The sequence below is a fragment of the Nitrosospira multiformis genome (assembly GCF_900111585.1).
GTDB lineage: Bacteria > Pseudomonadota > Gammaproteobacteria > Burkholderiales > Nitrosomonadaceae > Nitrosospira > Nitrosospira multiformis_B.
In genome coordinates, this window is sequence record NZ_FOHI01000004.1 from 40496 (window position 1) to 61043 (window position 20548).

General features: G+C 53.5%; 12 protein-coding genes. 5 read left to right on the forward strand and 7 right to left on the reverse strand.

The window, feature by feature from the left end; translation table 11 throughout:
- Positions 1-106 precede the first annotated feature (106 nt).
- Together BMW46_RS07515 and BMW46_RS07520 are read left to right on the forward strand one after the other, a co-directional pair.
- Entirely contained in the window at positions 107-703 is a 597-nt protein-coding gene (locus tag BMW46_RS07515) for a polysaccharide deacetylase family protein (protein ID WP_074706783.1), read from the forward strand.
- Complete coding sequence (locus BMW46_RS07520; RefSeq protein ID WP_074706786.1) at positions 690-1202, forward strand: hypothetical protein; 513 nt, start codon at positions 690-692, stop codon at positions 1200-1202. Before BMW46_RS07515 ends, BMW46_RS07520 begins: the two co-directional genes overlap by 14 nt.
- 89 nt (positions 1203-1291) lie before the next feature.
- Here BMW46_RS07520 and BMW46_RS07525 read toward each other — a convergent pair whose 3' ends face one another.
- The 7 genes from BMW46_RS07525 to BMW46_RS07555 all read right to left on the reverse strand — a co-directional run bounded on the left by BMW46_RS07525 (position 1292) and on the right by BMW46_RS07555 (position 13460).
- The gene (locus tag BMW46_RS07525; RefSeq protein ID WP_074706788.1) at positions 1292-2578 is read right to left on the reverse strand and encodes a hypothetical protein; all 1287 of its coding nucleotides are present in this window, start codon (positions 2576-2578) and stop codon (positions 1292-1294) included.
- Positions 2579-2682: 104 nt separating this feature from the next.
- Positions 2683-6075 (reverse strand): hypothetical protein, encoded by a 3393-nt coding sequence (locus BMW46_RS07530; RefSeq protein ID WP_074706790.1) that lies wholly within the window; start codon positions 6073-6075, stop codon positions 2683-2685.
- A gap of 990 nt (positions 6076-7065) precedes the next feature.
- Complete coding sequence (locus tag BMW46_RS07535) at positions 7066-7383, reverse strand: DUF190 domain-containing protein (protein ID WP_011380895.1); 318 nt, start codon at positions 7381-7383, stop codon at positions 7066-7068.
- A 66-nt stretch (positions 7384-7449) separates the two neighbouring features.
- The gene (crcB, locus tag BMW46_RS07540; protein ID WP_074706792.1) at positions 7450-7836 is read right to left on the reverse strand and encodes a fluoride efflux transporter CrcB; all 387 of its coding nucleotides are present in this window, start codon (positions 7834-7836) and stop codon (positions 7450-7452) included.
- A 23-nt stretch (positions 7837-7859) separates the two neighbouring features.
- Positions 7860-8882, reverse strand: a complete 1023-nt coding sequence (locus tag BMW46_RS07545; protein ID WP_074706795.1) for a class I fructose-bisphosphate aldolase — start codon at positions 8880-8882, stop codon at positions 7860-7862.
- Between the two features lie 77 nt (positions 8883-8959).
- On the reverse strand, positions 8960-11104 hold the full coding sequence (locus BMW46_RS07550; protein WP_074706797.1) for a hypothetical protein: 2145 nt from the start codon (positions 11102-11104) through the stop codon (positions 8960-8962).
- A gap of 244 nt (positions 11105-11348) precedes the next feature.
- Positions 11349-13460: a bifunctional diguanylate cyclase/phosphodiesterase gene (locus BMW46_RS07555; RefSeq protein ID WP_074706800.1), complete on the reverse strand. Its 2112-nt coding sequence runs from the start codon at positions 13458-13460 to the stop codon at positions 11349-11351.
- Between the two features lie 189 nt (positions 13461-13649).
- Between BMW46_RS07555 and BMW46_RS07560 the strand changes: the two genes are divergently transcribed.
- The 3 genes from BMW46_RS07560 (at position 13650) to BMW46_RS07570 (ending at position 20513) form a co-directional block, all read left to right on the forward strand.
- Positions 13650-14594, forward strand: a complete 945-nt coding sequence (locus tag BMW46_RS07560) for a histone deacetylase family protein (RefSeq protein ID WP_074706803.1) — start codon at positions 13650-13652, stop codon at positions 14592-14594.
- Positions 14595-14941: 347 nt separating this feature from the next.
- Complete coding sequence (locus tag BMW46_RS07565) at positions 14942-16303, forward strand: ABC transporter substrate-binding protein (RefSeq protein WP_256376996.1); 1362 nt, start codon at positions 14942-14944, stop codon at positions 16301-16303.
- A gap of 4 nt (positions 16304-16307) precedes the next feature.
- Positions 16308-20513 carry a PAS domain S-box protein gene (locus BMW46_RS07570; protein ID WP_074706805.1) on the forward strand — a complete coding sequence of 1402 codons (4206 nt, stop codon included), beginning with the start codon at positions 16308-16310 and terminating at the stop codon, positions 20511-20513.
- The last annotated feature ends 35 nt before the right edge of the window (positions 20514-20548 follow it).

Below are 20548 nucleotides of genomic sequence, written 5' to 3' on the forward strand. Positions count from 1 at the left end.
TATCGTCTATATCGATAATATAGCAGGAAAATTCCGCACGTCGAGGGCTTGAGACAAGGAGCTTGAAGAATTCAAGGCGGCCATCAGTATTATCAGGAGGGGAAACATGCTCGGTGACGAAAAACGGATAGTCCTTTCTTTTGACGATGGACCGGGGCCTGTAAGTGCGCTGGAAAGCATTCTGGGAACGCTGCGCGAAAATGACATCAAGGCGGAGTTTTACGTTCTTGGCGACGAAGTCAGGCAATTTCCCGAGGCAACAAGAATGATTGTCGATCAGGGGCATGATATCCAGAATCACTCCTGGAGCCACCCAAATCTCGCGCAGGAGACGGAGGAGGAGGTGCGCCGCGAACTTGAACGAACGCAGGATATTATCGAAGAAGTCAGCGGGGTCCGGCCCACCAAAATTCGGCCGCCTTATGGTGCGGGCGGTTTTCGCGGCCACCTCGATCCAGAGCTTGTCCGGGTAGCCGAGGAGTTGTCACTCGCTATCGTCACCTGGGATATCGATACGGAGGATTGGAAAGCCCCCCAGGGATTAGGTGAGGAAAAGATAGCCTACATCGAGGAGCAGTTTACCCAGATGCCCCGCAAGGTTTCATTCAATGTCCTCATGCATATACTTGCCGGAACCGCGAGAGACCTGCCATCTTTTATATCCCGGTTGCGGGAATGGGGATTCACCATTGCTGAGCCGTGATAGCTGCTTTCATTCCTGTACCAGGCACCTTGCACCGTTTGCGTACCCCACGCTGTTGGTATCGTTGCTGTTCTCTCCGGGAGTTTTAGCCCAGCAAAAGGGAGAGTTTGATTGCAGAACGAGCGTCAAGTATGAATGTACCGCGGATCAGTGCGAGCGGGTAACGGAGGATTTTCAGCACCAGGAGTCGTTTCTTTATAATGCAAAAACCGGTGAGTTGTCCGCCTGCCTTTGGACCAACTGCTACTCGGCCAAAACCAAAGCTTTTACCGTGAAAGCGGGCGGCGCGACTACTGCTATCGGCAGACTGATCCCCGTCGTTCATCCGAAAAACAAACCGCTTGTCGTCTCCCTGACCATCAAAACCAGCGAAATGGAGGGTGACGCAGATGAAAAGAAAGCACCCTTTACCGCCATCTGGAATTATGGGGGTGACAGGCTCACTTTCGATATGGGGGAATGCGTACTCAAACCTCCTGCCAAGGGGAGTAAGGGATAGATCGGGATAAAACCGGGGAAAGGAGGACAAGGAAAAAGCTGTTTCTTAAGAGCCCTGTTTGATTCGACTTGGGCCTGACGATCCAGAAGTTATTCCTCTCCGGCGGCTTTCTTGCCGAGATAGGCTGCTTGGCCCAAGCCGAATATTGACAGCAGCGTGGCATCCACGTCCGGCATGGTAACCACGCGGCGGAACTCGATGTTCTCCATGAATTCGACTGCGGATATGGCATAAATGATTACCGTGAGAATGGTGATCGCCACCATCTGGAAGTCTCCAAGATCCGGCCTGTTGTTATCATCGCATATCAGATCGGTGGCCTTGGGTTCGGGGGCAGGCTGTTTCAGGTCAGGTTTTTCATCCACTTTGCCCGTTGTGATCGCTTTTGCTCCGGCAAATGTCAGCACGCTGATCCCGGAAAGGATGAGCAGATGTGGCGGAATATCCACGCCGCCTACATAGCTCCAACCGGCCGCTGCAATGCGATGAGATACGATGGCGATATAGGCGCTGATGACCAGCCAGAACCAGAGGAAAGTCTGGAACTTGGAGCTGCTGTAGCGATTATCACGCCCGAGGTAAAGGTGAGTGGGGTGTCCCCGGGTGAAAATGTACGCAAGGATGAAAAGCACAAAGATCGCAATGAGTAGCGATGCCCAGCGGGCAGCGCGTCCGACGGGCTCGCTCTGCCACTCGAGCGATCTGACGTGATTGATTCTAACCTGAGCAGTTTCATCGGATGAGTTTATGCCACCTTCGCGTACGTATGTGGCCCTGATGCCATCGCCCTGTCGCATGGCGGACACCAGAGGCTTGAAATCGGCGCTTGCCTGGAGTGGTATGTTCACCTCGTATTCCCGCTTCTCCGGCAGTTGCGTGCGTACAACGATCCAGGAGTCATCCTCCGCGATTTCCTTGATTGTGCCGACAATGGTTTTACCCACTATCTCGATATCGGTGAGCGCATGACCTCCGGCACGCGGTACGTAGGTAAGTAAAACCAGGTCGCCTGAATTGGGCCAGTCAGCCCTGAGCCCAGCCGGCGCTTCCTGGCGCGACGGAATAAATGTCTGCACATCCCCGTTAACCGATTTCACCGCCAGCGGGTCAACCTGAACGACGATGCCTTCGAACTTTACAGGAACTGAATTGGGCGGAAACTCCCCTTGCCCTCCTACTGGTTGAGTCTGGGCCTGAGGCAGGAGGAGGCGCTGTGACTGAGACTGAAGCTGAGTCTGAGGCTGAGTTTTCGGATTAACATTGGCGTTCATGCTTTGGTTCTGGCCAATGCTGGATGGTGGAACAGCCTCCTGCCCGTGAACTAGCGGCGTGAGCAGAAGAAGAGCGAGGATAAACAAGAGTTTTCTGTTATTCATATTGTTAACCCATTTTGCTCTTGAGAAAGGGGATTCTATTTTCCCGGCAGTTCCGGTTAAAGCCGCTATGGAATCTCACTTCATCCCTTCCGCTCCCGGAGCTATTACTGCCCGGTGGCAAAATATTCAAGCAGGAGTAGAAGTCCATAGCCGCCGGACGGCAATGCGATCGCCGCCCCGAATATCGGGTGCTGTGTGAAGGGGAGGAAGGCCCCCCTTTTGTTATTTTTGATCGTGTGAATTGACCACTCGATCTGCTGCCTCTGCTTTATTTCTTCCGGTGTCTGGCCGGATAGCTGGATCAGCCTGCTCTCCAGACGCCTGATGGCCTCGCGCCGGGCTTTTTCGGCCGATCTTCGCAACGCCAGCGCATTCCCGACAACGAGTATCGCATTGAGGGAGAAGATAATGACCAGCGAGGCAGGAAACCCCCAGTTATCGATATAACCATGGCGCCCGATGATTAGAAGAACAACGATGATAAACGGGAAATAGACGAAATTGCCGATGACAGTCGTGCGTTCGGCAATCAGTTCGATGCCCAGCCATTCATCCAGATTCTCTTTGTTGATGCCGCTCTTGCTGGCTATTCTCCCGAGCGTGCCGGCGGGCCAATGGATTTTATTCGTGGCAATGCAATTGACCCAGCGCCGGCATAACCTTGTGGCATCCACTACATAAAATATCAGTGTCATCATCGCCGTGCCGCTCATGATGAGGAGGCTATTGCTTATCAGGAAACAGCCCGCACCCCGGCAGGGCGTATTTGGAAAACCGAACAGCATCATTATCAGCCAGGCGAAACTTAATGCGACAACCAGCTGCGTCAGGCCCCGGATTGCGAAATTTTTCAGAGCGCCAAGGGAGACATATTCTCGCCAGAGGCGAACAGCATCGATCTCGTCAGTACTTTGTGGACGCCAGACATGCAGGCCCAGGATGCGTCGAATAGCGTGGGAAAAGATCCTGAACGGGAGCCTCTTGTAACTGGCGTCTTTTTCGGGGTCACATAGGGAAGTATTGGTAAAACTTGTACCTTTATCTTCGAGATCCAGTTCATGCGTCAGAACATTTTCGTTATTTTTCATCTTCCGCCATGAATACCATAAAAAGAGCAGGCTCATGACCAGTGCGAGCAGGCGAATCGCTGCTGTTGGCCATGCGCTGATCCCTTCGGTGAGCACGAAGGGCTCACTTCCTGCGACATCAAGCGCCTTCCAGGGTACCCATTTGACCAGGCTGTAGCATGCACCGACTGCAACCACCAAACCTGCCCAGAATAATTTCATCAGGGCAAGGTTATGAAAAAAATCGGCTACCTTGGTACTGATCAGTATGATGCCCAGAATGAGAATGATGATCGCGGCGAACGCTTCCGCCAGCCACCTGAGGTTTCGTTGCGTGTCGAAATAGGCATCCAGGTCTGGGCGGGTCGGATGGATGCTTTCATAAGCTGCGGAAGGTCCCTGCGGATCAATGCTGATATCGAACGCTCCGGTCCTTCCGATCTCATACAGCCTGGTTCCTGTATTTGCAAAAAAATTATCCGGCTTGCCATCCCTGTTTTCTTTATTCACTTCTGTGTTCAGCCTGACGCAATCGGGGCAATTCGTTTTATCTGCATGAACAGGGGCGAGATGTCCGAGCGCCATCAAAGCGGCATAGAACAGGGATGTCTGATAACTATCTCTAAATGGGGGAATGGGTATTTGCAGTTCGGGTTGCAACTTCAATCCAAAATGTGAGGCGATGACAAGATTGTGGGTAAATTCCCACTGGGCAGGATAGGCGAGCCTGGCATTGAGGTCGGTCGTGAAAAATATGGCGCTTGGAAACTGCGGACGGAGTGCTTGAAGGATCAGAAGCTTGTCGTATACATCACCTCCCAGGACGCCGATTGCCTTGAATTTCCCATCCTTCGCTTCCTCCTGTTTCAGCGCCGCCGACAGTCTGACGAGATAATCGATCTGGCTGCGGCCCTCGGGTCTTTGGTTCGCACTTCCCTTGTTCGTCGCCGACCGTCCTTCGTACCATGCTTTGCCTTTGGCCAGAACACCCTCTGTATCCTTATCGCTGCTCCTGCCTTCCGTTTTGCTGCCTTGCGATGCCGGCAGTTCACCGTCAAGCCCTGCAAGATACGAGTGGTGCGACACCCATTCCGGCCATTCATCTCTCCGCAGCTTATTTATTTCCGTCTCCAGCTCAGGGCCGGATTTGCCGGAACCGGTTTCATTTGACGCTACCCCTACAAAAGTACGTGGGAGGGCCCGTCCATACAGCGTATCCCACTCTGAAATCAGCGCCACCTTGAATTCGCACGATTCTTTTGTATCTTTTCCGAACTTGGTTCCCGAACAGTTCTTCAACTTGAGTTGACGACGGTTCAGTTCCTGAACCAGGTGCTCGGCCAGTACTGCATCTGTGCCAATCGTCCTGCTGAAGTTTTTAATACCTGCGCACGAAAACAGGCGCTCCACAATCGGCAGATTTTCTGCAGTTTCCGTTCGTCCGTCACCCCCATTGCCGGCAAGTGTTCTATCGGGACAGCTGCAGAGTTTGTCGATTGCTTCCGCTGCTTCTTTTTCCGCTTTGCTTTTATCCGGGTAGGGCGAATCGTCAAGCAGGAACGTATCTTCTGCCGTCGCCCAGGGTGAATAAAACCGAACGCTCCTCAATGCATCGAATGGTGGGTCGGGGGAAGGGCACTGCCCGCCGGATTGCCTTGCCTCTTCGCCTAACTTGTCTTTTACCTCTTGCACCATTGCGCGCAGGCCAGTGGAGAACCGGGGACCTAGAACGTCATATGTCAGATTTATCTGATATTTCCCGAAGCTGCTGTCGAGGTGCGTCATCAACTCGCTCAAGGAGGTGAACGGATTACGGCCGAAATCCTGCGCTTTCAGCCATATGACTAATATATGTTTTTTGCTTTCCAGTTTTTCCTTGGGGATGAATAGCTCGGCAGGAATGACGACAGATCGGGTTGCTGCCATCTCTTGCTGCCCGTTCTGCTTGCTCTCTTCTGCGCGATTCCAGATGAAAAAACGGATGTATTCGCCCGATTCCGGCGTGTATCCTGCTGCGCCCAGGGCGGATATCACCGCGTAACGATCATTGAGCCTGGTTTCCGCGCCGCTGGAGTACGGACTTCCATCCACGAACACCGGCAGGATGCGGAGCTGGGAGGAGACGCCGGATTTTGCGAGAACTTCGACAAGCCGGGCGAGTTGATGCGGCCCATCGATTTCTTCGTCCGCCTCCTTCGGTATTTTCGTTTCACCCGACTGATGTGCTTCTACCGCCTCGAATGGGTCCTGCCAGAGCCGCGACTGGACAATTCCCTCTTCCATGAAAACATGGGAACTGACTCCCTTGCTGATGGGCCGGAAAGTCTGGAGCGAGATTTCCTGATAGATGAGAAAGCTGCTGACCATCGCGAATAGCGCAAAGATTCCGGCGAGTGGCAGTTTTGGCTTCTCATCCTGTTGTTCCGCCATGTGATGAACCTTTCAGTTGGCGGGGCAAGCGGCGGTTGACCGGTTTCAAGGCCGCGCCATAGCGAGTTGCGGAGTCGGCAGTTGCAATTATGTATAGCACAAACGCCCGCAAATGCTGAATGCGTGCAGCCAATCCAGTGATTGATGCCTGGGCCCTGGGCAGAGGGGCCTGGAAACCGGTAATGACAGGACGTATGCGATGCCTTCACCCACCTTGACTGGAAACCTATCGTCCCGAAGGTATGTCCTGAAGATATAAACGTAGCTATACCCGAGGGTTGTACTTTGGTCCAATAGGCAAAGTCGTTCAAGCTGGTAGTATGCAAACCGGGGAAGCAAGAGTGGATCGGAAGCAGGTAGCTTCTCCAGTAGCAGTAAACGAGGTAGAAGTAAAAGTCATGTACATGTAATCAGTAGTAGAAGCAAAACGCCACCGCGCCCGGCCGCAGGCCTCCTGCGCCGGGCTTTTTTTGCAACTTTATAACCTTATCATTCCTTTTGAGATGTCCGCTATGCGTATAAAAATCATAATTGTTGCGCTGGTGATAGGGCTGGTATGGGGAAGAGGAGGGGATTCAGACAAGGTGGGCAGCAAGGAGAGCATCTCGCCTCTTTTTATCACTGCATCTAAAGAGCAGTAAGCAACGGCCAGGCAGCAAGGGCGAAAACAACAGCCGATATTCCACATTATCGCCGTGCATGCCTTATCAATCGAAGGCGGAGTTGTCACAGATCGAATACCGGTTTTAAGCGCTTCAAGGGAACTCGGCGGGCGCAACAACAATGTTTCTGTCATTGCAGATCAATTGCGCATAGTGCCTGTAAAAGTGAGAATGTCTGATAGGAATGGCAGATCGAACAGCATGACCAAGTGGTGAGCAGGAATATGCAGGAAAATCTGGAATCAGATAGAGTGCAATTCAACTTACTTTTAGGGGGTGATGCTGATGTATTGCCGCTTCTGTATATTGTCTGCGGCAACACTTACACTTACTCCGGCAAAAAACCATACTCGACCGGAAAATTGACGTAAAAAAGGTCGATGTTTTCCGCTTGCAGCAGATGCATGAAGTCTTCGGCTTCTTTTTTACTGAGTACGAAGCTGACTTCTACCGGAAGATCCGCCGCCAGTTCAAGAAAGGTTTCCGTGTGCAATACGCCATGGCGACCGAAACCGGCCAAGGCGCGGGTTGCGGTACCGCCGTTAAAGCCGCTTTTTTTTGCGCGTTCCAGCAGCCACTCGTACAGCAGTATGCCATTATGCTCGCGGTACTCGCTTACGTAGAATTTGAGAAAGACCCCTTGCATATCCTCCTCCGTTTGCTCCTCTCATTCCCTGTATCATTCTTCCGGCCGGATTTGGAAAATCCTCTTTCAATGCTGGGCAAGCCATTTGACTGTCATTATTCCCAGTATAGTCATCACGAGGGAGCCAGTCAGGTGTGAAAATATGATGACAAACGTCCAGGCATATTGACCACGCAAGAGCAGCGTAACGGTTTCCGCCGAAAAGGTGGAGAAGGTTGTCAATCCGCCAAGAAAGCCGGTGATGGCAAACAGCCTGGCCTCGGGCGGGAGAAAGCTGTTGTGATGAAAATACTCGATCGCGACGCCGATAAGATAACCTCCGGTCAGGTTAGCGGCGAGAGTACCCAGGGGAAGGGTCGGAAACAGGGGGTTTAATGTCATCCCAAACCACCAGCGTAACCAGGCGCCCAGCGCCGCACCTGCGCCCACCGCCGTTAATGCATAAACACCCATAGCTTACACCCGTGTCCGCAAGTTCAGCTATCTTCCATCGAGGGGTTATAAAGCCCTTCCCGCGCCAAGCCATTTAACTGGGAACGTCTGGAAAACGCGCGCTGTGCTTCAGCCACATTTTTTTCCTCTCCCTTCCAGGCTGCAAGAACCGGTTCCTGGAGCGCGCGGCCATAAGAAAAGCTGAGTTGCCAGGGGCAGTTTCCCCTCATGGCGTTCATGGCATTCAGATTATCGGTCGCTTCCTCGGGGCTTTGACCGCCCGAGAGAAACACGATCCCCGGTACTGCCGCCGGGACATAACGGCGCAGGCAGCGAATCGTTGCTTCCACAACTTGCTGAGAACTGACCTGGAGTGCGCATTTCTTTCCCGGAATGACCATATTGGGCTTGAGCAGGGCCCCTTCGAACACTACGCCATGGGCGTCGAGTTCTTCGAACAAAGTCTCGAGCATGGCGGAAGTGATGCTTTCGCACCGTCCGATATCGTGCGCACCATCCATCAGAACTTCCGGTTCCACAATGGGCACGAGGCCGGCTTCCTGACAGAGGGCTGCATAGCGAGCCAGGGCATGACAGTTTGCGCGGATGGCATAGACAGAAGGAAGCGCGTGCTCATCGATTTCCATGACTGCCCGCCATTTGGCAAATTTTGCACCCAACTGTTTGTACTCCACCAGCCGGTCGCGCAAGCCGTCCAATCCTTCGGTGATTTTGTTCCCAGGTTGCAGCGCTAGCGGCTTCGCGCCCTTATCCACTTTGATGCCCGGTATGATTCCCCGCTCCGACAGTACCTGCGGAAACGGTACACCGTGCTTCGAACTCTGCCGTATCGTTTCATCATACAGAATGACACCGCTGATATGGCGTTCGATGCCTTCGGCAGTGAAAAGTAACTCCCGGTAGCGGCGCCGGTTTTCCTCCGTGGATTCAACGCCGATCGAAGCAAAACGTTTTTTTATGGTGGGATTGCTTTCATCCGCTGCCAGAATTCCTTTCCCCCTGGCGACAATGGCTTCGGCCACTGACTTGAGTTCATCGGTGTTCATGGGCTTTTATCCTCCTTAAGCAAGCGTAGATTCAGGACAGGCAGTCGGATATGCGATTTTTCACTTTCATTACCGGGCTAGCGGATGGGCGGCGATTCAAAAACTCCTAGTTGCCACATAATGAACAAGAGAATGAGGATTCCGATGAGCAAAAGATAGAACGGCCACACGGTTTTTTTATCCTCGTATGGATCCGCCAGTGAGCGGCGCGCCCCTTCCGGCAAGCGGGCGAGCTTGGTAAGTGATGTTCCAAACGGAATATTGATGCGTGCACGCGCATTGATGGCCCATCCATTTGCGTCCAGAACCGGTCCAAGGTTGCGTTTTTTCAGCTTGAACCATGCGACCAGCATAGCGGGGCCGGAAATCAGCAATATCAGGCCGATGATCGCGAGCGGTATCTGCCAGAATTCAAGTCCCAGTATACCCGTGACAATGGAAGCAATGACCCCCCCGATTGCGCCAAGGGCCAGTCCTATCGCTGCAAATATTCCGGCGAATTTGCCTACATCGAATGGTTGCGCGGAGGGCGGTGGAGGGGTACCGGGAGTCGGCGTTCCGCCGACTCCTGCTGCCGCCGCAGTCAGTTTTTCATCCGCCTCGGCAGCTTTCCGGCTAGCTATTTTTTCCAGTTGCTCATTGATGAATTTCACCAGCTTTTTGTAGGGGGACCAGAAAGCCTGACGAATGCTGATGGGATGGTCGATGATTCGCACGATCGTGGCATCCCAATCCTGGCCTTTTCGATCATAGAAAATGCCGTTCCGCCCGACCATCAGGAAATCGGAATCGCCGGCGGTAAAGGCGGCTGCGATACTCATTTTCTCGGTGCCACCCTTACGGATACAGTCGCAATACGCCAGATAGATTCCGCTCATGCTTGCAAACTCCGCATGCTTGGCAATGTCGTCCACCGTTACGCACAGATCACAGCTTCGCCCGTCGAGGTACAGTGTTCCCAACTGGAAGAGTGCTCTATCCCTGCCCGTATAAAAGCTGCGGAAGGATACGAAATTATTGACCAGATTGAACAGGTCACGGTTGTAGCGCAGCAGTTTTTCCACCGAATGGATTGCCTTTACTTCCTCTTCTACCGCTTTATCCTGGCTGATCAGCCTGCCGATCTCCTCCTTGTGCTCCCCGGTGGAAATTTCGCGCAAGCGTGCGTCTCCAAGAGGTTCGGCAGAGCAGGCAGGCTTGTTTGCCTGCCAAGCTTCAAATGCTGCAAATCTGTCGCATAATGCTTTCCATTCCGAAGCCAATAAGTTTTCTTTCTCGCCGAGTGATGGTACGACGACCAGGCTGCGGAATACATCGATTTCTTCCTGCCAGGCAGGATTGATTCCTGCCATTAATGGCAGAGGTTTTTCCGGCTCCACGGTGGCCAGAGGAAAACTGGCGATATCTCCGCTTTTTGCCGACAATGTTTGCGCGGCAATGCCTTTGTAGTCGTCAGCGGAGCGGCTCAGGGGCACGGCTGAGCGTATGTCATAGGCAGCCAGTCGGCAGCGCGTGAAGTAATCATCGATTTTTTCTTTGACCGCGTGGAAGGCCGCCGCTGCTGCCTGCGTTTTGTCTCCCAGGAAGCTGATATCGCCGTCACTTTCTCCCTTGGCTTGCCAGGCGGAATAGGCCGCAACTTCGGCAAAGAACGCGTCGCTGATTTCCCGATCGATGCCTGGCTTCCCGCTTACGTCGGTTGCTGATCCACGGCACTTCATGATGTCTTCCACGGTTGCACGCAGTGCCGCATCGGGAATCTGACTTGCAGTGATTACCCCATCGCCATTGAAATCCAGTCCTGCGACAAACTTCTCAATGTCAGCCATATCGGCAAGAGAAATTTCGGGCGCGTCAGGCTTGCCAAGGCTGCTCAAGATGTATTGTGCCGATGCCAGCACCTGCTGCCCCTCGTCTGTGCTGTTGTCTATATCCGCCAGGGCAACACTACCGGAGCCATTGACCAGCAGATCCGGGTTCCTCAGCAGTTTGGCTGCCCACGCGATCGCGGCGAGCACCTCATTTGCGTGCACACGCCCGTCATCGTCATGGTCGATCAGGTCGAGTGTTTTCGTGTCAAACTCTATGCCGCGTGTGGGACAACTCAACGCTACCCACAATTTCTGATCCAGGTCTTTTAATGCCAGCAGGTCGGCTCCGGTATCAATTTGTACCTGATCAAAACCACCTGCCCGGAAAAACTTCCATTGATGGATAGTCATTGTGTCTCCTTTATTTTTTTGGTTTTATTCCTGAACTACGTTCTTATACGGAATTAATTTATAGGCATAGCATGTTTGTATCACAAGATATGTGAACGGATAGCGTTGAAACTGAAAAGCCTTCCAAAGATGAGCTTTGTGGCGACTGCAGGTATACGCCGCTCCGGGGAAAGGATTACGTTCACATTGGACGCTGCAAGGCTCAATGTCCCCGTTCACAATGCCGTACTTTTGAATCAAAAAGCTATTTTATGGCTCTGCCGCTTAGACCGTCGAAACCCAGTTTTATCAATGCTTTTCGCTCGGCTTCATTTTGGACGCCCAGCGCGATCACTTTCATACCCAAGGCGTGGGCTTGCTCGCACAGATTTTTCAGGAATTTCTGGTTGGTTTTATTCTGATTAATGCGGTGAATGAACCTGTCGGTTACTTTAAGATAGCTTAGCCCAGCCCCGGCGAGACTTTGAATACTGTCGAGATGGCGGGCGAAATCCTTGATACCAACGTGACAACCCAACTGCCTAAAAATGTGGCAAAAATCGCGAAAGGCTTCAAACTTGCGAAAAGCCCCATACTCCGACACTTCGATCCAGAGTCGCCGGCACAGTTCGGGATGCGGACGCAGCAGTGCGTCAAGTTTATTGCGGAAACGATGGTTCGCGACTGTTTCAATCGATAAATCAACCGCCACCTCGCCGGTATTCGATTGAAGGAATTCCAGTGCGTGACGCAATACTGCTACGTCAATGGGGCCCGTGATATTCAGACGAGCGGCGATGCTGATAAAGTCGGATGCCTCCAGCCACCCGCCTTCCGGTTGAGCTTGCATGCGTGCAACGCCTTCCTGGTGCAGGACTGCGCCAGTGGGATCGATAACAGGATAGAAAGCCAGCACGAAGCGGTTGGCAGTCAAGGCATCACTGAAAATGTGGCGCCAGTCGGAGATATTGAGGGAGACTGGAGAAGCCTGCCTTGATGACGGGGCCGCGAGATGCCAGGCGTTTGCTCCGGTCTGCTCCGCCGTGGCCAGGGCTGCATCTGCTCTGGAAAGAAGCTCGCTGAGCGTATCGCCGCGTTGATAGGGCACGGCTCCGATATGACAGAAATCAGTGATCTTGTCACCGTCACGCAGCGGGAGCGCTGAGAGCTCCTCAGACAAGCGCCTGGCAAATTTTGCCGCATTACGGATATCAGGAGCAAGAAGCGCGAAATCCGAGCCATTCAGGCGTGCAGCAAGCGGCGGAGAAGATGTGATTTCCTCGAATTCCCCGGTGATGCCGCCGATCAGTGAACCAACCCGATGAAGCAGTTCGTTTGCGCCAGCTCTGCCGAGTTTGCGGTTGATCTCTTCCAGATTATTGATGCGTATGAGGAAAAAAATTCCCCGCCTGCCTTGTATCTGTCCCGTGGCCGTGTCTGCAACAGTTGCAATTGAAGCGAGAGTCTTTTCCTCGTGCAGGACAACTTCGCCGTGTTCACCCATAGGGTGATATTCTCCCTCCCTGGCCCCATCCTGGACCGTCTCCCGCGCTGCTTCGCTGGCAGCTGCGGATTTCTGTTCTATTTCATGGCCTTCTTCCCTGCCAATCAAAATCTGGCTAAGCTGGTTCATGAAGTGCTCCCGCCGGGCCAGGCCTGTGACCGGGTCGAAGTTTATTCGCTTGTGCAAAGCTTCCAGGCGCTTGGTTTCTTCGATGCCGCGGTTATGCAGGCGTCTGATCATGTCATTGATGGCACGCGCCAGACTGCGCAGTTCCGGTATGCAGGGTTCTGAAATAGTGAGAAAGCGACGTTCTATGATCTCATCAGCCTGCTCGACCATCTCCGCCAGCGGTTTGTGGATACGCTGCAATATCATCGCCCCGATCAGCACGCATACGATCGCTGCACCCAGAAACCAGAGCATCAAGGTTTTCGCTTGCTCCCAAAGTGCCTGATACGCGAGTTGAGCCTGGCTGACCACCTTGATCACGCCAAAATGCAGTAAGGCGTCCGATATCTGGGCTTGACCCGGTGCTGCACTGATTGGAAAGAGACGAATGAACCATCCGGGAACAGTCGTTTCTATCTTGTTCTGTACGCGTTCCGTGATCAGCTTGCCATCGGCGGAGGTGATGGAGATTGCCTGGTATTGGCCACTATCAAAAAATGCAGCGATTTGAAGACCAATGGTGATAGGGTCTTTGCGCAGTTGGGAAATCGAATATGCGAGAGAATTCGCGCTATCGATGTTTTTACGGTGAAGCTGTTGCTCCAGATAGCTTCGTGTGCCAAGCAGACTTACAAAAAGGCTACCGGTAAAACTTGTGATGGTCACCAGGATAACGGCTAACCATAGTTGTCGAAAGAGAGACATTGAACGCCTTATTGTTTTAGACAGCGTCTTCAGGACAATGTCCTCCGCGGGCGCGATGACGGTTTGTCAAGGAATTATCAACCTGCGGTGGATTCCTGAGCTATGAGATTAGCACGGAGTGGACAGGGGTTCAATTTGCAGAAAACACACCCGGAAAAGGTAACGAGACGACATCAAGAGAGATAGCCCATGCGACCCGCTTCCCATACTGCCTTCATTTCCCATCCGGATTGCCTGTTGCACGAAATGGATTTTTATCATCCTGAGAGTCCAGCACGGCTGAAGGCGATCGAGGACGAGCTGTCTGCTTCAGGACTGATGGATAAACTGAGACGTTATCAGGCGCCATTAGCGACTATCGGTCAACTGGAGCGTGTCCATGCACAGGAACATATTGCAAGGTTGCAAGCAGCAGCATCCCGCGCGGCTTCGGGAGGTTTCGTCTACCTCGATCCGGATACCGCCATGAACTCTCACAGCCTGCAAGCAGCCTATCGTGCTGCGGGGGCCGTCGTCCTTGCAACTGATCTCGTTATTGGAGGGGCGGTGGAAAATGCGTTTTGCAGTATTCGCCCCCCGGGCCACCACGCCGAACGCGGGTACCCGATGGGTTTCTGCCTGTTTAACAATATTGCCGTAGCGGTTGCCCACGCGCTTGAAACACATGCTCTGGAACGGGTCGTGGTGGTGGACTTCGACGTGCATCACGGCAATGGTACGGAAGATATCTTTCAGCACGACCCGCGCGTCATGATGGTCTCGACATTCCAGCACCCGTTCTATCCATATAGCGGCATTGCAGGCCGTTCAGAGCGAATGGTCAACATCCCGCTACCGGCCGGGAGCAACGGCAAGGTATTTCGAAAAGCAGTGGATGAATTCTGGCTGCCGGCGCTGGAAAGATTCGAACCGCAAATGTTGTTTGTTTCCGCTGGTTTCGATGCTCATGCCGATGATGAGCTTGCTTCCCTGAATCTGGTGGAAGACGATTATGCGTGGGTAACTGAAAAAATCAAAGAGGTTGCCTGCGCTTATGCCGGGAAACGTATCGTGTCGGTGCTGGAAGGCGGGTATGCGTTGGCTGCGCTGGGACGAAGCGTGGCAGCGCATATAAAAGTTCTTATGAAGCGCTGACAGCTCAAAACACGCCTCTTCAACGCCCACTATTCCAGGCTACCCCTTCGACCCCCCCGGTTTACCTGAGAGTCCTTCCTCGAGCATATCTTGAGCCTGCCAAAGGGAATGGGGAATATCCTGAGCCGGGCCTATCCTGAGCTCCATTCGCACCTTACAAGCGTGCCTTGAGACACCGAAGGATTCAAGGCGAACGGAGAAAAGGGATACAGGTCAAAAGGAGGAGAATCAGGTTCAAAACAGAAAACCTGGTGTCCAACAGAATTTCCCCGAAGACAGAATTTCCCCGAAGACGTTTCGCTATTCTCCTATCAAGTCTATGATGGAAATAGCAATGAAGGGATCAGATGCAGTATTTTCCGGCTCATACCGAGAGGGTGGCATTGAAGGGCAACCATAAACTGGGTATTCCCCTGATTCTGTTAATCGTTCTCGCCATCATGGCGGGGGTGGTATGGCAGTATCTTACCGGAAGTAAGCCGAGCATCAGGATAGGTGTGCTCCACTCCCTCTCCGGGGTCTTGGCCGCAAGCGAGAAGCCGTTGATTGATGCAATACAGTTGGCCGTTGAGGAGGCCAATGCCGCAGGAGGCATCCACGGTCACAAAATTGAAGCTGTGGTAGCGGATTGCAGGTCGGACGCGGCCCATTGCGCGCGGGAGGCCGAACGCCTGATTCTCGAAGAGAGAGTAGAGGCGTTGTTCGGTTGCTGGACCTCTACCTGCCGCAACGCTGTGAAACCGGTAGTGGAACGGCATGATCACCTGCTGTTTTATGCGCTGCGGTATGAAGGCATGGAGCAGTCCCGGAATATTATCTACGGAGGTGCGGTACCCAACCAGTTGGTGATGCCTGCTGTGCACTGGGCCCTGGAAAATCTTGGTAACCGAAAACATGCACGTCATAGCGGCAAACGGGTCTATCTAGCAGGGTCAGAAAATGTTTTTTCGCGTGTCGTGAATATTCTTATCAAGGATGTTCTGGCAGCAAATGGCGGAATCGTATCGGGGGAATATTATCTGCCTCTCGGTTCCCAAGACATGGATCCTCTCGTAGAGGATATCGTGGATCTACAGCCCGATCTGATATTGAGCACGATTGGGGGCGCCTATAACGCCGGGTTCTTTCAAACGTTGAACAGGAGGGGAATCACAGCGGAGAGCATCCCTGTATTGTCGTTCAGCGTTACCGAGGTAGTGCTGTCGGTACAGGATAAGATACCGATGACGGGACACTTCGCTGCCCGGAATTATTTCCAAACCATTCCCTCACCGGAGAATCAGGCATTCGTCAAGCGGTTCCGCGACCGCTATGGAGAGAAAGTTGTTATTGACAGTCCGACAGAAGCCTCCTATGTCAACGTACACATGTGGATTCGGGCTGCTTCCGAGGCGGGCTCAGGTAATCTGGCAAAGGTACAAAGATTGATTTTGCGTCAAAGCCTTCCTGCTCCGGAGGGGATCGTGGCGCTTGATCCGATTACTCGCCACGTATGGAAAGTGGCCCGGGTTGGCAAAGTGCGGGAAGATGGTCAATTCGATATTGTGTGGGATTCCACGCGACCGCTGGAACCATCGCCGTTCCCGTCCTATCGGTCGCGTGAAGAGTGGAACATCCTGCTGGAGAAGGTGCTGAACACGCCTGCAATGCTGCAAACAACGCAGTTCATGGAAAAATCCGGGAGTAACTCCAGAGGGCCGGCGAGGTGAAACGATGATACGCTTTACCTCACTTACACAGCGTTTTGCTGTCTGGTTTGTGGTCGTTTCCCTGCTGCCTATCCTGATCATTGGTTATGCGCTGTTGCGTACCTTTGAGACGGAGGCGGAAAAGGCCGCGATTCAACAGGTGTCAGGGATCGCTGACATGAAAGCGGAACAGATCGACAGCTATCTGCGCGAGCGTTTGCTGGACGCGAGGGTGATCCAGACAACCAGTACGACACGCATGGCTATGCAGGACTTCGGTCGGGTGTACGTGCAGAGCGGGGTGGACTCCAATGCCTATCGGCAACTGGATGCATTTTATCGCGAACACTTCAAGCGCTTTGTGGAGGATGCCGGATATTACGATCTGTTCCTCATCTCTCCCCAAGGCGAAGTCGTCTACAGCCAGGCCCATGAATCGGATTTTGCGACGAGTTTGATCACGGGTCCGTATCGAAACAGCGGTTTTGCCTGGGTTGTGCGTGCTGCACTCAATACCTTGCAGGGAGGCGTCTCGGATTTCGAATACTACCCGCCCTCAAAAGGCGCAATTGCGGCCTTCATGGCATTGCCTATTATTGTTCAGGGAAAGCTGGAAGGCGTGCTGGCGCTGCAGATCTACAGCGAACGCGTGTTTGAGGTAGTGACCGACAACGTGGGACTGGGAGCGAGCGGTGAAACGGTCGTAACGCGCCTTCTCAACGATCGCACCGCACTAGTCATCGCGCCACTCAAGCATGAGCCGAACGCGGCGCTGCAATACAAGATACCTCTCGCCACTCCACCATTTTCCATTGCGATCCAGAGCGGGTTGCATGGGGAGCGAGGAGGAGGATTGAAGACGGACTATCGGGCCAAGGAGGTCGTGGCTGCCTGGCGCTACCTGCCGCGCATGAACTGGGGCATTGAGGTCAAGATGGATGCGGAGGAAGTGTTCGCCTTTGTTCCCAGAGTACGCAACTACAGTTTGATAGTGCTGGGCCTCACCCTGATTGCCGCTATGCTGGGCGCTTTGTTGTTCAGCCGACGCGTAGTCACCACGCTGAAAAATCTCAGTCACAGTGCGCAGCATATTGCCGCTGGAAATCTAAGGCAGCGAGTTCCCGTTGCAGGATGGGATGAAATCGGTCAGCTGGCCAGCACCTTCAATACGATGACTGAGCGCCTGACCGCCAGCGATCGTCAGCGTGACGTAGCCGAAAAAGATTTGCGCCAGCTCAACCAGAACCTCGAAAACCGTGTTGCCAAACGTACAGCTGACTTGGAGCAGGCGAATGCGGTGCTTGTCAGCAAAGAAGAAGAAATGCGTTCGATCGTGGAGCACATGGTGGACTGCATCATTACGATCGACGACAAAAGCATAATACGCTCGGTCAATCCCGTTATCGAAAAACTCTTCGGTTACACCCGGGAGGAAGTAATCGGTCAACCCATTTCCATTCTGATGCCCGAACCTTTCCGCAGCGGTCATGAGGGATATGTTGAGAGATACTACCGGACCGGGAGGGGTCGGTGTGAATTCGACCACATTCTGTCGCTGGAAGTCGAGGGTGTGCATAACATCGGCATGGGCCGCGAAGTCGAAGGCCGGCACAAGAATGGCGAACTCATCGACCTATATGTTGCGGTCAGTGAGTATTTCGTCGGAGGGAAACGTTATTTTACCGGCGTGCTACGCGATATCCGCGAACGCAAGCGGGTCGAGCAGGCTTTGCGCAACAGTGAACAGCGTTTTCGGGCCATCGTGGACAACCTGGCGGCGCTTGTGGGCGAAATGACTCCTGATGGTGTCTTGGTGGAAATCAACCGTACCGCACTGGAGGTAGGCGGCCTGCGCAGCGAGGATGTTATCGGCAAGTGTCTGTCCGACACCGGATGGTTCTCCTACAAGCCCGAGGTGCAGCAACAACTCCGGGAAGATATCAGGCGGGCGCGAGCCGGGGAAATCGTCCGCCGTGACATTGAGATGCGCATTGCCAATGGTGGTCTAATGACAGCTGATTGTATGCTGGTGCCGGTCCGGGACGCCAAAGGCCAAGTCGTTAAAATAATTCCTTCTGCAATCGACATCAGCGACAGGAGTCGCATTCTGAAGGATCTTGAGCAGGCTCGCCATGATGCGGAGCAGGCCAATCAGGCAAAATCGATTTTTCTTGCGGCCATGAGCCACGAAATACGCACCCCCATGAACGGCGTGATCGGCATGGCGGACGTACTGCAGCAAACCAGCCTGAGCGGTTATCAGATGGAAATGGTCGATCTCATCCGTGAGTCGGCTTTCGCCCTGCTGGAAATCATCGAGGATATCCTGGATTTTTCAAAAATCGAGGCAGGCAGACTGGAAATCGAGCAGGCCCCGATGTCCGTGGAAAAGGTCGTGGAAAAAGCATGTGCCATGCTTGAAAGCCTGGCTGCCAGGAAGGCTGTGGAACTTACCCTGTTTCTCGACCCGGCGATACCTGAAGAAGTCCTGGGTGATGCACTGCGACTACGCCAGGTGCTCGTTAATCTTGCCAATAACGCCATCAAGTTTTCGAGTGGATTGCAGGAGCCGGGGCGGGTGTCGGTGCGCGCGCTGCTCGTTGAGCACGGCGAGAACGCGGTAACAGTGGAGTTCGAGATAGCCGATAATGGCATAGGCATGAACGAGGAGGTGCAATCTCGGCTTTTCACCTCTTTTACCCAAGGAGATACATCCACCACCCGGCGATACGGTGGAACCGGGCTGGGTCTGGCGATTACTCATCATCTGGTGGAATTGATGGAAGGTAGTATCCGGGTTCAGAGTGCCCCGGGCGAAGGGTCGGTTTTCACGGTACGGTTGACGTTTGACCTCATTCCTTCCTCGCACATGGAAGATAAGGTTATCGATCTCACCGGCATTTCCTGCCTAGTACTCGGTGCTGAAAAAGGTTTGGCGGATGATCTGGCCGTGTATCTGAGATACAGCGGAGCGGTTGCAGAGCGAGTGATCGATTTGCCAGCTGCCCTCAAGCGAATCGAGGTACTTCCGCCGGGCCTGTGGTTGCTGGTCATAGATGCCGGGCATGAAACCCCCCCGCTTGAAGAATTGCGTGCCGCCTTCCGTTCCCGTCCTGACCTGGATCCACATTTCGTAGTCCTCGAGCACGGTCATCACGAGCCTGATATTGAGCCCCGCTTTGTCGTCATTCGTCGCGGGCGCAGGCGGCATGAGCGTACCGAAGAGGTCGATACCGTTACATTGGATGGCGATGTCATGCACCGTGACGCCTTCCTGCGGGCAGTCGCACTCGCCGCCGGAAGACTGCAGGAGGAATTACCCGCGCCCCCCTCCGAGGAGGTGAAGGCGGTGGCATTGCCGTCGCGAGAAAAGGCGCTCGGTGAAGGCAGACTTATCCTTGTCGCCGAAGACAGCGAAATCAACCAGAAAGTGATCCGGCAGCAGCTTTCTCTGTTGGGTTATGCGGCGGATATTGCAAAGGATGGAGGGGAGGCACTCAAACGCTGGGAAAGCGGCAACTATGCATTGCTGCTGACAGATTTGCACATGCCGGAAATCGATGGGTATCAATTGACCGCAGCAATTCGTGTCAAGGAGGGGGAGCAAGGTGCTGCGCGCAAGCCGATTATTGCCATTACGGCCAATGCACTCAAGGGTGAAGCTGAACATTGCCGTGCGGTGGGTATGGATGACTATTTGAGCAAGCCGGTGCAGCTCTCGCATTTGAAAGCGGTGCTACAGAAGTGGCTTCCTTCTCCCGGCAGCAGCACTGAATTGCTCGAACTGGCTCCACCAAGCTCTACTGCGCCTGCACCTTCCGCCACGGCCATACCTGTTGCACCCGCTACGTCCGGGGAATCTGCTACTACCGGTGCCCCCGCTCTATCTACGGTTGCGGCAAAACCTGTCGATGTCCATATCCTTGAACAGCTCGTAGGTAACGACCCTGCCGTGATCAGTGAATTCCTCCAGGATTTTCGGGTGAGTGCACGAAAAACAGCAGAGGAGTTGCGAGCAGCGTGTCAGGCCAGTGATGCGAAAACAGCCGGCGGTATCGCACACAAGCTTAAGTCCTCGGCTCGCTCGGTAGGCGCATTGCAATTGGGTGAGTTGTGCGCTCAGATGGAACAGGCGGGCAAGGCGGGTGACATGACACGGTTGAATGAGCTATTGCCATCTTTCGAATCGGAATTCGCCGCTGTGGATAAGTACATCGGGTCATTGGCATAATATCGTCGTCTGATAGACAAGTTGCCTCCAGCGAC